Genomic DNA, 12,861 nt, shown 5'->3' on the forward strand with positions numbered 1-12,861 from the left:
GCGGAAGTGGAGCCCTCGTCATTATCGGCGAGGGATTACCACTATGGTGGCGTTTCATGATGCGCGTCCTCGTCCCCGCCGGGCTCAGGAAGGCCGTGCGGACATGGTTCGACTCCCGTTACATCTCGATCTCTGATCACCGCCAGGACATCAGGGACGCGCTCTGGGAGGTCCAGACCCTGCGCCGCGAGGTCGCCACCCTGCAGAAGGAAGTGGAACGGCTCCGCGACGCCCGCCCCCGGACGGCCGCGCCCAAGCCGGCCGACCCGGCGTTGCGGGCCAAGGTCGACGAGACTCGCAGGCTCGCCCAGGAGACGGCCAAGGCCCTCGACGGCGTGCTGCAGAACGAGGTCCTGGTCTGGCAGGCGATCGACGAGCTGCGCGCCCGGACCCGTACGGAGCAACAGCCGTGCGCGTGACGTGGAGCGCCGGCCCGCAGCTGAGCTTCCGCCTCGACCCTGAAGACGAGATCACCGGCAAGGCGTCCGACGAGCACCCGATCAAGCTGGCCATCAACTCCTGCACGATCGGTGGCGTCCCGGAAGACGCCCACCCCGACCTGTACGCCGTGGCCGCCTGGACGGTCGTGGCGCCCTGGACGCGCAGGCGGATCACGTTCGACCGCGCGATCTCGGCGGAGCTGGCCGAGGCCCTGCACGACGGCTGGGGGATCGAGGCCGGCCCGGTCGGGGCCGAGCGGCGGCGCCCTGGGGCCAGGCTGGCGATCTCGTACAGCGGCGGGGCCGACTCGGTGGCGGCGGCCACGATGTACCCGCAGGCGCCGTTCGTGCACTTCCGCCGGGTGAACCACCCTCGGGTCCCGAACCGCTGGCCGCACTACCGCTCCGACGTGCTGGCCGAACTGGCGGCCCGGACGGGCCGCGAGCTGAGCGTCGTCACCTCCGACCTGGAGTACACCCTCGCCGAGCCCCGTCCCGGCTACCCCGAGCACCACGCGGTGGCGGCGGGGGCGCTGCTCCTGGCCGACCGGCTCGACCTCGGCGGCCTCGGCTTCGGCTACGAGATGGGCTCGCGCTGGCTCGGCGGCGGCCGGTACCTGTGGCGCTTCACCCCCGACAACCCCATGTGGGCACCGCACGGCCGGTGGGGCCGCCTGTTCGCCGCCGCGGGCGTGCACATCGTGCTGCCGGTCGGCGGGGTGAGCGAGGCCGTCACGATGCGCCTGGCGCTCGGCTCGCCGCTGCGCGAGCAGGTGCGCTGGTGCCTGCGCGGTACCGGCGGCCCCTGCCGCGTCTGCGGCAAGTGCCTGTACAAGGAGCTGATCCAGGCCGCCGTCGAACGCCGCCCGCTCGACACGCCCGTCACCCGCGACAGCCCGGTCGCCCGCAAGTGGCTCAAGAAGCCGCCGTACGGGGGACAGGAGATGATCCAGTACGGGCTGGCCCGCGTCCCCGGGATCGAGGACACGGTGTTCGGTCCGGTGCTCGACCACTTCGACGTCACCGAGGAGTCCACGAGCTGGCTGGAGCACTGCTACCCGCCGGCCCTCGGCGAGATCCCCGAGCGGTGGCGCGCGGAGGCGGCGTCGTTCGTCGAGGCGAACGTCGGTCTCATGACGGAGGACGAGGTGCGCCGGGTGGAGACGTGGGGCACCTGACAGCAGCGGTTTCCCGGCGCGTTCCAGGCCGGCCGGTGGTTGAGGAGAGAGTGTGAAGGTCTATCTGTCGGTCGACATGGAGGGCGTGACGGGGCTCACCGACCCCGAGGAGATGCACGCCGGCGAGCGCGGCTACGACCGCGGTTGTGAGCTGATGACCGCCGACGCCAACGCCGCCGTCGAGGGCGCGTACGCGGGCGGGGCGAGCGGCGTGCTGGTCAACGACGCCCACGGCTCCACCAAGAACCTCCGCATCGACCTGCTCGACCCGCGGGCGACCCTGATCAGGGGCCCCGGCAAGGCGCAGCGCATGGCCCACGGCCTCGACGGGACGTTCCAGGCGGCCGCGTTCGTCGGCTACCACGCCCGCGCGGGCGTGCCCCACGGCGTGCTCAACCACACCTGGATGGGCAAGGAGATCCAGAACGTCTACCTCAACGGCGAGCCGTGCGGCGAGACCCGGCTGGTGGCCGCGTGCGCCGGGTTCCACGGGGTGCCGGTGGTGATGGTGACCGGCGACGAGGCCGTCGGCGAGGAGGCCCGCGAGCTGCTCGGCGACGTCGAGACGGTGGCGGTGAAGAACGGCATCGGCAAGTTCTCGGCCGAGCTGCTGGCCCCCGTCGTCGCCCAGCGGCTGATCCGTGAGGGCATGCAGCGCGCGCTCGACCGGTTGAACGAATTCACGCCGTATGCGGTGGCGCCGCCGTACACGCTGGGCGTCGAGTGGAACTCGACGGCCATCGCCGCGGCGGTGTCGCTGGTGCCCGGCGTGAAGTCGGCGGGGCCGCGCCACACCGAGTTCACCACCGACGACTTCACCCAGATCATGGCGCTCTTCGGCATCTTCGCCTCGATCGGCGGCCAGGTCGCCTGCGGCAGCGGCCCGTACGGCTGACGGACACGACGGAACGGGCGTGCGGAACGGGCGTACAGAACGGGCGTAGGGAGCGGAAGAGGTGGAAGGCGCGGCGCTGACCCGGCGCGGGCTGCTCGTCGGGATCGGGGCGGCCGGCGGCGCCGGCGCCATGTACGCCGCCATGGGCGCGCTCGGCCTGGCGCCGTCCGAGCAGGACAAGGCGTTCACGCCGCCGCGGCCGGGCGACTTCACCCTGCGCGGCAGGGCGGCGGCCTCGGTGGTGATCCTCGGAGCGGGTGTGGCCGGGCTGACGGCCGCGTACGAGCTGGGCAAGGCCGGCTACGACTGCACGGTCCTGGAGGCCAGGGCCGAGGCGGGCGGCCGGAACCTCACGCTGCGCGGCGGCGACCGCCTGACCGAGCTGAGGGGCCCGGCCCAGGAGGTCAGGTTCGGCGAGGGCGTCTACTTCAACGCCGGCCCCGGCCGGATCGCGCCCTGGATGGTGACCCTCGACTACTGCCGTGAGCTGGGCATCCCCATCGAGACGTTCGTCAACAGGAACGCCGCGGCGTACGTCCACACCAACGGCCAGACCCTGCGCGCCCGCACCGCCCAAGCCGACATGTACGGATATGTCGCCGAACTCCTCGCCAAGGCCACCGACCTCGGCGCGCTCGACAAGATGATCACCAAGGACGACCGGGAGCGGCTGCTGGACTTCCTGCGCAGGTTCGGCGACCTGGGCCCGAAGCTGGAGTACGCAGGCTCGGAGCGGCGCGGTTTCACGGAATTTCCGGCGATCGGTGCGGGCACCCCCATCACCGCCCCCGGCTCGCTCCACCAGGTCCTCGCCGCCGGCACCGGCCACGCCATCACCAACGACTTCGGCTACGACCAGGCCACCCCCATGTTCCAGCCGGTCGGCGGCATGGACGCCATCGTGACCAAGCTCGTCGAGGCAGTCGGCGCCGACCGGATCAGGACCGGCGCCCGGGTCACGAAGATCACCACTCTGGCCGACGGCGTCGAGGTGACGTACACCCGCGGCACCGGCGGCACCGGCGGCACCCTCAAGGCCGACTACTGCATCGCCGCGCTCCCGCCCCACCTGCTCGCCAGGATCCCGCACAACCTCGGCGCCCAGGTCACCGCGGCCCTGCGGACCCCGGTCCCGGTGCCCGCCGGAAAGATCGGCCTGGAGTACGGCATCCGCTGGTGGGAGCTGGAAGACCGCATCTACGGCGGCGTCACCGAGACCGACCTGGACATCACCCACATCTGGTACCCCTCGCACGGCTACCACTCCGAGCGCGGCCTGCTCGTCGGCTACTACAACACCGACGAGAACGCCGAGCTCTACGCCGCGCTCACCCCCGACGACCGCCGCCGCCGCGCTCTCACCCAGGGCAAGAAGATCCACGGCGAGAAGTACCGGCAGAACGTGCTGTCCAGCGCCTCCATCGCCTGGGAGCGCCAGGAGCACATCGAGGGCGGCTGGGTGCGCTGGCCGTCCGTTGATTCGTCCTTCACTCTTCTGCAACGCCCCGCCGGAAGGGTTTACTTCGCGGGCGACTGGCTGACCCACCTGATCGCCTGGCAGGCGGGGGCCATGGAGTCCGCCCGCGGTGTCGTCACCGAGCTGCACGAACGCGTGCTGCGGTCCCCGTGACGCGCCCGCTGCTCCTGAGGGCCGCAATAGGCTCCTGGGAGAAGCGAACGAGGAGATGGGATGACGTTGCACTGGGTGACCCCGACCGAGCGGATCGACCTTCTGGCGGAGCCGGTGGCCCGCGCCGTGACACACGTGGAGGGCGTCGAGGTGGCCGAGATCGACCCCGATCTGGCCGACACGGCGGCTTTCTGCGAGCGCTACGGCGTGCGCCTCGACGAGTCCGCCAACTGCGTGGTCGTGGCGGCCAAGCGGGGCGGTGAGACCCGCTACGCCGCCTGCATGGTGCTGGCGACGATGCGGGTCGACGTCAACGGCGTGGTGCGCAAACACCTCGACGCCCGTAAGGCCAGCTTCGCGCCGATGGCCGACGCGGTCGAGCTGACCGGCATGGAGTACGGCGGCATCACGCCCATCGGCCTGCCGGAGGAGTGGCCGATCCTGGTGGACACGCACGTCGCCGAGCACGCGCGAGTGGTGATCGGCAGCGGCGTGCGCCGGTCGAAGCTCGCGATCTCGGGCGCCGCCCTGGCCGGCCTCAAGAGGGCAGAGGTGCTCTCCTTGGCCGGATGACAAAACCGAAGCCGTTTCGAGACCGTTGGATGGGAAACCGATGGGGCCTTTCTGGACGTTGTACGAGTGGGAATGTGGCCTCGTGGTTCATCTCGTGGGCGGGGATTAAGCCGGTATGGTGCTTCATGCCATGAACGATGACCGACTCGGCCCTTACCGGCTGCTCAGGCGGCTCGGTGAAGGCGGGATGGGCGTTGTCCATCTCGCCGTCGACCCGCAGGGGCGCCAGGTGGCGGTCAAGGTCCTGCGCGCGGAGGTCGCCGGTGACGAGGTCGCCAGGCGGCGGCTTTCGCGCGAGGTCGAGACGATGCAGCGGGTCCGCAGCGGCTACATCGCCGAGGTGCTCGACGCCGACGTCACCGGTCATCGCCCCTACATCGTCACCCGCTACGTGCCCGGCCGCCCTCTCGACGAGATCGTCAAGGACGACGGTCCGCTCGATCTGCCCGCCCTGGTCAAGGTCGCCCACGGAGTGGCGTCCGCGCTGGCCGCGGTCCACTCGGTGGGAGTGATCCACCGCGACCTCAAACCCGGCAACGTGCTGATCCTCGACGGCGAGCCCGTCCTGATCGACTTCGGCATCGCGCAGGCGGTCGACGCGACCCGGCTGACGCAGACCGGCATGTTCATCGGCACACCCGGCTATCTCGCGCCCGAGATCATCGAGGGCCACGAGGCCGGCCCCGAGGTCGACGTCCACGCCTGGGCCGGCACCCTGCTCTTCGCCGCCTCCGGCCAGCCGCCCTTCGGCAAGGGCACGCTGGAGATGGTCTTCTACAACATCACCGCGGGCAAGGCCGACATCGGCGCGGCGCCTCCCGAGCTGCGGCCGCTGCTGAAGGCCGCCTTCCAGCGCAACCCGGCCAAGCGCCCCAAGGCGGCCGAGCTGGCCGAGCAGACCGCGCGGATGTTGCCGTCCAAGCCGCCGGGCCGGTCCGAGGAGATCACCACCGTGCCGGCGCGCACCGACCCGCCGCGGCCGGTGCCGTTCCCGCCTCCGCCGCGGGTGGGGGACAAACCGCCCTACGACGTCTCCACGCCGCCGATGACGCCGCGGCGGCTGATCGACGGCGCCGAACAACCGTCGGCGCCCGGCCGGCCGTACGAGTCGCTGCTCGGCGGCGCCTCCCGTGACCAGCCGTACGAGTCGTTGCTGCCCGACCAGGCCGACCCCTACCCGACCCGCAGGGTGACGCCGGAGGAGCTGCGGCGCATCCAGCAGCGCGACGTGGGCCCCTACGCGCCGCCCCCGGCCTCCGCCAACGGGCCCGTGGCGCCCCCGGGCGAGTCCGACGTGCCCACCAGGCGCGTCCGTCCCGAGGCCCCCGACCAGCGGCGGCCAGGCTTCCCGCCGGCGCCGCAGGGCTCCCAGCAGGGCTCGCAGCCGGGCCCGTACCCGGGCTCCGGGCCGCAGGCCGGCGGGCCGGGCTACCAGCGGCCCAACCCGATCCCGGTCCAGGTGCCCCCCTACATCCCGGCGCAGCCGCCCTACCAGCCCGATCCGCCCACCCAGCGCGAGCCGTACGTCCCGGGCGTCCAGCCGGGCAGGCTGCTGCAGCGCTCCAAGGCGTACGGCGTGGCGAGCGCGATGCTGCTGATCCTGATGATCGTTGCGGCCGTGCTGGCGCCCGTGGTCGTGGCCGTCGTCGCGATCCCGGTCGCGATCCTGCTGCGCGCGGCGGACATGGCCCAGCCGCAGCTCACGGCCCGCAGGGCGGCAGGAGCGGCGGCGCTCGACCTGGTCAGGGTGCTCGCGTTCCCCGCGGCGCTGGCCAGGTCGGCGGGCATCACGCTCGCCCTCGTCCTCTACGCGCTCATCCTCGGCCTGCCGGTGACGCTGCTGCTCACCGTGGTGGCCGGAATGGACGCGTCGTACGCGCTGGCGTGGGGCGCGGCCGTCGCCCTGTGGACGCTGTGCGCGGGCCCCGGAGTCGAGGGTCCCGGCAAGCAGATGCGCAGAACGCTCGCATCCCTCGTACCCTCGAGAACAGCGGCGATGGTGTTGGCGGGAGTGCTCGCGGCAGGCGCGGGGCTCTCGCTGGTCGTCGCGGCCAGCACGTTCGGGGACAATCCGAGGGGAGCCGTATGGACTCCGCTGAACGTCGATCCGATCATCGAGCAGTTGGCAGGACTGAGGGAGAGTTCCGGGGGATGACGCGGGGAAGGCGGCGATGAGCACCCAAGCACCAGAACGCCTCGGCCCTTACCGGCTGGTCAGGAAGATCGGCGAGGGTGGCATGGGCGTCGTCCACCTCGGCCTCGACGGCGAGGGCCGCGAGGTCGCCATCAAGGTCCTCCATCCGCACGTGGCGGCCGACCTCAAGGCGCGCGACCGGCTCACCCGCGAGGTCGAGACCATGCGCCGGGTGCGCAGCCCGTACGTCGCGGAGGTGATCGACGCCGAGTTGGTCGGCGGTCAGCCGTACGTCGTCACGCGGTTCGCGCCCGGGCGCACGCTGGAGGAGACCGTCCTCACCGACGGTCCTCTGGAGGCGCGCGAGCTGATCAGGCTGGCCCAGGGGCTCTGCCAGGCGCTCGTGTCCATCCACGCGGCCGACGTCATCCACCGCGACTTCAAGCCGTCCAACGTGATGCTGGTCGACGGAGAGCCGCTGGTCATCGACTTCGGCATCGCCCACCTGGTCAACGCCACCCGGCTGACGCAGACCGGCATGTTCGTCGGCACGCCCGGCTACCTCGCGCCCGAGATCATCCGCGACTCCGACATCACCCAGGCCGCCGACGTGCACTCACTGGCCTCGACGGTGTTCTTCGCCGCCACCGGCGCGCCGCCGTTCGGCACGGGCACGTTCGAGGCGGTCTGCTTCAACATCATGGAGGGGCGGGCCCAGCTCGACAAGGCGCCCGCCTGGCTGCGCCACTGGCTCTCCCGGGCCCTGCAGGTCGACGCGGAGGCCAGGCCCAGCGCGCCCGCGCTGCTGCGGATGGCCAGGGCGCTCGACCCGGCGGTGACCACGTTCAACGAGACGTCCTTCGAGGGGCCGACGGGCACCAAACGGCTGGCCGACCGCACCCGCACCATGGACTCGTTCTCCGATCTGCTGCCGCCGGTCGACTACGCCGAGCCGGCGCCGCCGCCTCCGCCGCCGCCCGCGCCGCGCCGTGAGGAGCGCCCGCCGCCCTACGTGCCCGCGCCGGTCGCGGCCCGGCCGCTGCCCCGCGCCGACCAGCGGGTGGCCGGCTATCCGGCCCCGACGCAGGCCAGGCCCGCGCCGCCGTCGACCGCGCCGCGCCAGTACACCCCGCCGTCGGCCGCGCCGCGCCAGTACACCCCGCCCGCCGAGCGCAGGCGCTACCTGTTCGGCAGCCAGTTCGTCGGCCTGCTCACGCTGGTCACGCTGGTCGCGCTGACCGTCATGATGCCGGTCATGGTGGGCGCGATCGCCGTCGCGCTCGCGATCGTGCTGCGCACGGGCGAATACCTCTTCGGCGACCTCGTCAAGCGCCGCCAGACGCGCGGCAGCAGCGCCGCTGACCCGCTGCTCGTCCTGGTCGGCACCCCATGGGCGCTGATCAAGTCCGCGCTCGTGTCGGTGGTGCACGTGCCGTTCGCGCTGCTGTTCGGCGTGTGCGTCTGGGGCGTGCTCCACTGGGCCGGGCAGATGAGCGTCAACGAGGCCGCCGCCTACGCGGCGGGCGCCTTCGCGGCGGGCCTGTTCGTGCTGCCCGGCGGCGGCGCGCCGCGCCAGGCCGTCACCCGCACGCTCACGAGCGTGCTGCGCAGCCCGGGGGCGGCCTTGGTCGCCGTCGTGCTGATGGGCACGGCCGCGATGTTCGCGGTGATGTTCGCGCTGGGCCAGGATCCCGTCTGGGCGCCCTGGCGGGCGCCCGAGTCGGTCATCGACGACCTGGCCGACGAGGCCACGCAGACCACGATGGGCCTCATCACGGGCCTGATCGGCAGCCTCATGGACGGTCTCGGGCTGGGGTTCGTGAATCCCTGGTCCTGAGTGTCCTCGCCACCGCCCCGGGGGAGAGTGAGAGATATGAGCGACCACCTCGGCCCGTACGAGCTCCTCTCCCGGCTCGGCGCCGGTGGCTTCGGCGAGGTCCACCTGGCGCTCGATCACGAGGGGCGCACGGTCGCGGTCAAGGTGCTGCATCCGCACGTCGCCGCCGACGGCGGCGCGCTGGCCCGGCTGGCGCGCGAGGTCGAGACCATGCGCAGGGTCGGGGGCACGCACATCGCCGAGGTGCTCGACGCCTCGCTGGACGGCGAACGCCCCTACCTCGTCACCCGTTACGTCCAGGGCAGGCCGCTCAGCGCCGTGCCCGTGCCGGTCGCCGATCTGCGGCGGCTGGCCGCCGGGCTGGCCGACGCGCTCCACGCCATGCACGAGGCGGGCGTCGTCCACCGCGACCTCAAGCCGGCCAACGTGATCGTGACCGAGGGCGAGCCCGTCGTGATCGACTTCGGCATCGCGAGCGCGCTCGACTCGCTGTCGGTCACCGCCTCCGGCGCGGTCGTCGGCACGCCCGGCTACCTCGCGCCCGAGATCCTGGAGGGCCGGGAGGCGGGCATGGAGGCCGACGTGTTCTCGTTCGGGGCGACGCTGGCCTACGCCGCCACCGGGCGGCAGCCGTACGGGCAGGGCCCGGCCTCGGCGGTCGCCTACCGGGTGGTGCACCACCCGCCCGACCTGGAGGGCGCGCCGGAGTGGCTGGAGCCGCTGTTACGCGCGTGCCTGTCCACCGAGCCCGCCGCACGGCCCACGGCCGCGCAGATCTGCGCCAGGCTCGGCGTCGCGCCCGTCTCACACGTGCGCCACGTCGTCGCGCCGCAGCCCGTCCCGCCGCAGCCCGTCCCGGTGGTGCGCTCGCGGTCGGCCGGCGACGATCTGGAGACCCGCGAGTGGCGTCCCGGTCAGGAGCGGCACCGCCGTTCGGTGGAGGAGTCCAGGGCGCGGCACCGGGAGAAGGTGCGCCGGCGCTGGTTGATCGGCTCCGGCCTGTTCGTGTCGCTGCTGGCGGCCGCCGCCCGCGAGCCGTGGCCGGAGGTGGCGCTGTTCCTGCTGGCGGCGTACGCGCTGGCGGTGGTCTGCGACGCCGGGGTGGCGCTGTTCTCGCGCGGCCCCTACCGGCGCAGCCGCATGATCGTGGATTTCGTCTCCGTCGCGGGTGTGGTGGGGTTGTGCTTCGGGCTGGCCGCGACGTTCAGCACCCCCGTGCTCGCGTTGTTCGCGGGGACGGCGCTGGTCGTCGGGATCGTCTTCCTGTTGTCGGCGTGACCCGCTCGATGCGTACCGAATAAAGTTCGGTATGGTGGGAGACGGTAGCTGATGTGTGGCCGGCCGCCCGGGGCGCCGGTTTGCGCGTAAGCTACCGGTGGGTAACATAACCGCGACAACGACGGCAGACCCTCTGTCGGATGCCCGGTGGGGCACCTGGCAGTCTTGACAGATGCATTCGGCGCCGACCGCAGCCGCGGTGGCGCACGCGAACTACGGGAGGTCGGCCACCGGCCATGAACATCGTCGTCTGCGTGAAGCAGGTCCCCGACACGGCTACCGAGCGCAAGCTGCGGTCCGATGACAACACGCTCGACCGCGACGCCGCCGACGGCGTGGTCAACGAGCTTGACGAGTACGCGGTCGAAGAGGCACTGAAGCTCAAGGAGGCCCACGGCGGTGAGGTGACCGTCCTCACCATGGGTCCGGCCAAGGCCACCGAGACCATCCGCAAGGCGCTGGCCATGGGCGCCGACAAGGCCGTCCACCTCAGTGACGACGCGCTCCACGGCTCCGACGCGCTGTCCACCTCGTACGCGATGGCCCAGGTGCTCAAGAAGATCGGGTTCGACCTGGTCATCCTCGGCTCGGAGTCCACCGACGCGCGCACCGGCGTGCTGGCCGCGATGCTCGCCGAGCGCCTCGGCACGGCGCAGCTCACGCTGGCCAACAAGGTCGACGTCGAGGGCTCCTCGATCAAGATCCAGCGCATCACCGACTACGGGTTCGACCGGGTCGAGGCCACGCTGCCGGCCGTCGTCTCCGTGGTCGAGAAGATCAACGAGCCGCGTTACCCGTCGTTCAAGGGCATCATGGCGGCCAAGAAGAAGCCGGTCGAGACGCTGGCCATCGGCGACGCCTCCATCGACGCCGCCCAGGTCGGCCTCGGCGCCGCCTGGTCCGAGGTGGTGGACTTCGCCGCCGCGCCGCCGCGCGCCGCCGGCACGATCGTCAAGGACGAGGGCGACGGTGGCGTGAGCGCCGCCGACTTCCTGGCGTCCAAGAAGTTCATCTGAGAACGGGGGTTTTGAGAGAAATGTCGGAGATTCTCGTTCTCGTCGAGCAGGTCGAAGGCGAGGTCAAGAAGGTCACGCTCGAGCTGCTGACCCTGGCCCGCTCCCTCGGCACTCCCGCCGCCGTCTGGGCCGGTCCGGGCATCACCGCCGAGGCCAAGGCCCGCCTGGCCGAGTACGGCGCGGAGAAGATCTACGTCGCCGCCGGTGACGACATCGTCGACCACGTCGTCGCGCCCAAGGCCGAGCTGCTCGCCCAGCTCGTCGCCGCCAAGTCGCCGGCCGCCGTGCTGGTGGCCGCCACGGCGGAGGGCAAGGAGGTCGCCGGCCGCCTGGCCGTCAAGACCGACTCGGGCGTCATCACCGACGCCGTCGGCCTGGGCGACGGCTTCGTGGCCGACCAGTCGATCTTCGGGGGCGGCATCAACGTGCACGCGCGGGTGCGCAGGGGCACGCCGATCATCGCCGTACGCCCCAACTCGACCGCCCCTGAGGCCGCCGCGGGCGCGGGGGCCGAGGAGGAGGTCTCGGTCACCCTGTCCGACGCCGCCAAGGCCGCCCGCGTGGTCGAGCGGGTCAAGCAGGAGAAGGGCGCCCGGCCGGAGCTGACCGAGGCCGCGATCGTCGTCTCGGGCGGCCGCGGGGTCGGCTCGGCGGAGAACTTCTCGGTCATCGAGGAGCTGGCCGACTCGCTCGGCGCCGCCGTGGGCGCCTCCCGCGCCGCCACGGACGCCGGCTGGTACCCGCACCAGTTCCAGGTCGGGCAGACCGGTAAGACGGTCTCGCCGCAGCTGTACATCGCGGCCGGCATCTCCGGGGCCATCCAGCACCGGGCGGGCATGCAGACCGCGAAGACCATCGTGGCCATCAACAAGGACCCCGAGGCGCCCATCTTCGAGCTGGCCGACTACGGCGTGGTGGGCGACCTCCACCAGGTCGTCCCCCAGCTCACCGAGGAGGTCAAGAAGCGCAAGTAGCGCTTCCAGACCCCCAGCGGAAAGCGGCGTCGCGCGATGCGGCGCCGCTTCTTCCCTCTCCCATCGTCCCCGGGCCGTCACTCCTGGCCGTCAGGCCACCGTTCTTGACTCTGCAGGATCGCCTTGTAGATCGCGTATCACTTCGGGTCGCCGGAACGCGAGTACGACCAGTGCGCGCCCTCGGCGCCGGGAATCGTGACGTGGATGCTCTTCGTGCCGTCGTCGAACCACACGCCGTGTTCGACATAGACCGTCTTCGCCTTGGCGCTGAGCCGGAGCCTGATCGCCACAGGCCACCTCCTCGAGATGTGGGGGATCCATCGTGGGCAGACGGCGGACGCCCGGTCCATGGGGTGAAGGGCCGGATTCGACTGGCACGGCGCGCGCCCGTCGGCAGGCTCACGCCAGCGCCCGCCGGACGCGGCCGGCCAGGTCTTCGGCCTGCTCGCGGGTCCAGGGCATCAGGCCGTTCTCCGACATGAGCGCGTGGTACTGCTGCCGCTCGTACGGCGTGCCCGGTGGCAGCGGGGCCACGTGCCAGTGCAGGTGGGCGTTGCCCTGCCGGCTGCCGAGCGACAGCAGGTACGTGCGTTCCGACGGCACCACCGACTCCACGGCCAGCGCGACCCTCCTGACCACCCGCATGAGCGCGAGGTAGTCGTCCTCGGACAGGTCGCGTACGACGTGCTCGACGTGCCGTTTCGGGCTCACCAGCAGGTAGCCGGGCAGGGTGGGGTAGCGGTTGAGGAAGGCCAGGTGACGGTCGTCCTCGTAGACGATCTGCTCCAGGTCGTAGGCCGGGTCGCCGGCCACGATGGCGCAGATGAAGCAGGAGGACGACCGCACCCGCGCCTCGTACGCCCGGATGTCGAAGGGGACGTTCCTTTCGAGGGACATGCCTCGATT

12 protein-coding genes are annotated in these 12,861 nt (G+C 72.0%); 10 read left to right on the top strand and 2 right to left on the bottom strand.

What is annotated here, in order from left to right; translation table 11 throughout:
• The first annotated feature begins 56 nt into the window (after positions 1-56).
• The 10 genes from ACIBP6_RS00765 to ACIBP6_RS00810 all read left to right on the top strand — a co-directional run bounded on the left by ACIBP6_RS00765 (position 57) and on the right by ACIBP6_RS00810 (position 11,955).
• Positions 57-419, top strand: a complete 363-nt coding sequence (locus ACIBP6_RS00765) for a hypothetical protein (RefSeq protein ID WP_397047437.1) — start codon at positions 57-59, stop codon at positions 417-419.
• Positions 410-1,618 carry a DUF6395 domain-containing protein gene (locus ACIBP6_RS00770; protein ID WP_397047439.1) on the top strand — a complete coding sequence of 403 codons (1,209 nt, stop codon included), beginning with the start codon at positions 410-412 and terminating at the stop codon, positions 1,616-1,618. The genes ACIBP6_RS00765 and ACIBP6_RS00770 overlap by 10 nt, the downstream gene beginning before the upstream one ends.
• 52 nt (positions 1,619-1,670) lie before the next feature.
• Positions 1,671-2,513 (top strand): M55 family metallopeptidase, encoded by an 843-nt coding sequence (locus tag ACIBP6_RS00775; protein WP_397047441.1) that lies wholly within the window; start codon positions 1,671-1,673, stop codon positions 2,511-2,513.
• A gap of 61 nt (positions 2,514-2,574) precedes the next feature.
• Positions 2,575-4,143 (top strand): flavin monoamine oxidase family protein, encoded by a 1,569-nt coding sequence (locus ACIBP6_RS00780; protein ID WP_397047443.1) that lies wholly within the window; start codon positions 2,575-2,577, stop codon positions 4,141-4,143.
• A gap of 60 nt (positions 4,144-4,203) precedes the next feature.
• A complete protein-coding gene (locus ACIBP6_RS00785) occupies positions 4,204-4,716 on the top strand; it encodes a YbaK/EbsC family protein (RefSeq protein ID WP_132615773.1) in 513 nt (170 codons plus the stop codon).
• Positions 4,717-4,846: 130 nt separating this feature from the next.
• The gene (locus ACIBP6_RS00790; protein WP_397047445.1) at positions 4,847-6,871 is read left to right on the top strand and encodes a protein kinase domain-containing protein; all 2,025 of its coding nucleotides are present in this window, start codon (positions 4,847-4,849) and stop codon (positions 6,869-6,871) included.
• Between the two features lie 16 nt (positions 6,872-6,887).
• Complete coding sequence (locus ACIBP6_RS00795; protein WP_397047447.1) at positions 6,888-8,687, top strand: serine/threonine-protein kinase; 1,800 nt, start codon at positions 6,888-6,890, stop codon at positions 8,685-8,687.
• Between the two features lie 36 nt (positions 8,688-8,723).
• On the top strand, positions 8,724-9,965 hold the full coding sequence (locus ACIBP6_RS00800) for a serine/threonine-protein kinase (RefSeq protein ID WP_397047449.1): 1,242 nt from the start codon (positions 8,724-8,726) through the stop codon (positions 9,963-9,965).
• 236 nt (positions 9,966-10,201) lie between these two features.
• Positions 10,202-10,981, top strand: a complete 780-nt coding sequence (locus tag ACIBP6_RS00805) for an electron transfer flavoprotein subunit beta/FixA family protein (protein ID WP_132615776.1) — start codon at positions 10,202-10,204, stop codon at positions 10,979-10,981.
• Between the two features lie 20 nt (positions 10,982-11,001).
• The gene (locus ACIBP6_RS00810) at positions 11,002-11,955 is read left to right on the top strand and encodes an electron transfer flavoprotein subunit alpha/FixB family protein (RefSeq protein ID WP_397047451.1); all 954 of its coding nucleotides are present in this window, start codon (positions 11,002-11,004) and stop codon (positions 11,953-11,955) included.
• A gap of 137 nt (positions 11,956-12,092) precedes the next feature.
• Here the strand turns inward: ACIBP6_RS00810 and ACIBP6_RS00815 are convergent, their stop codons facing one another.
• Positions 12,093-12,245, bottom strand: coding sequence for a hypothetical protein (locus ACIBP6_RS00815; RefSeq protein ID WP_397047453.1), 153 nt, complete (start codon positions 12,243-12,245; stop codon positions 12,093-12,095).
• Positions 12,246-12,354: 109 nt separating this feature from the next.
• Positions 12,355-12,852 carry an HIT family protein gene (locus ACIBP6_RS00820; RefSeq protein ID WP_397047455.1) on the bottom strand — a complete coding sequence of 166 codons (498 nt, stop codon included), beginning with the start codon at positions 12,850-12,852 and terminating at the stop codon, positions 12,355-12,357.
• Positions 12,853-12,861: the final 9 nt, after the last annotated feature.

Source organism: Nonomuraea terrae (assembly GCF_044465245.1).
Taxonomy (GTDB): Bacteria; Actinomycetota; Actinomycetes; order Streptosporangiales; family Streptosporangiaceae; genus Nonomuraea; species Nonomuraea terrae.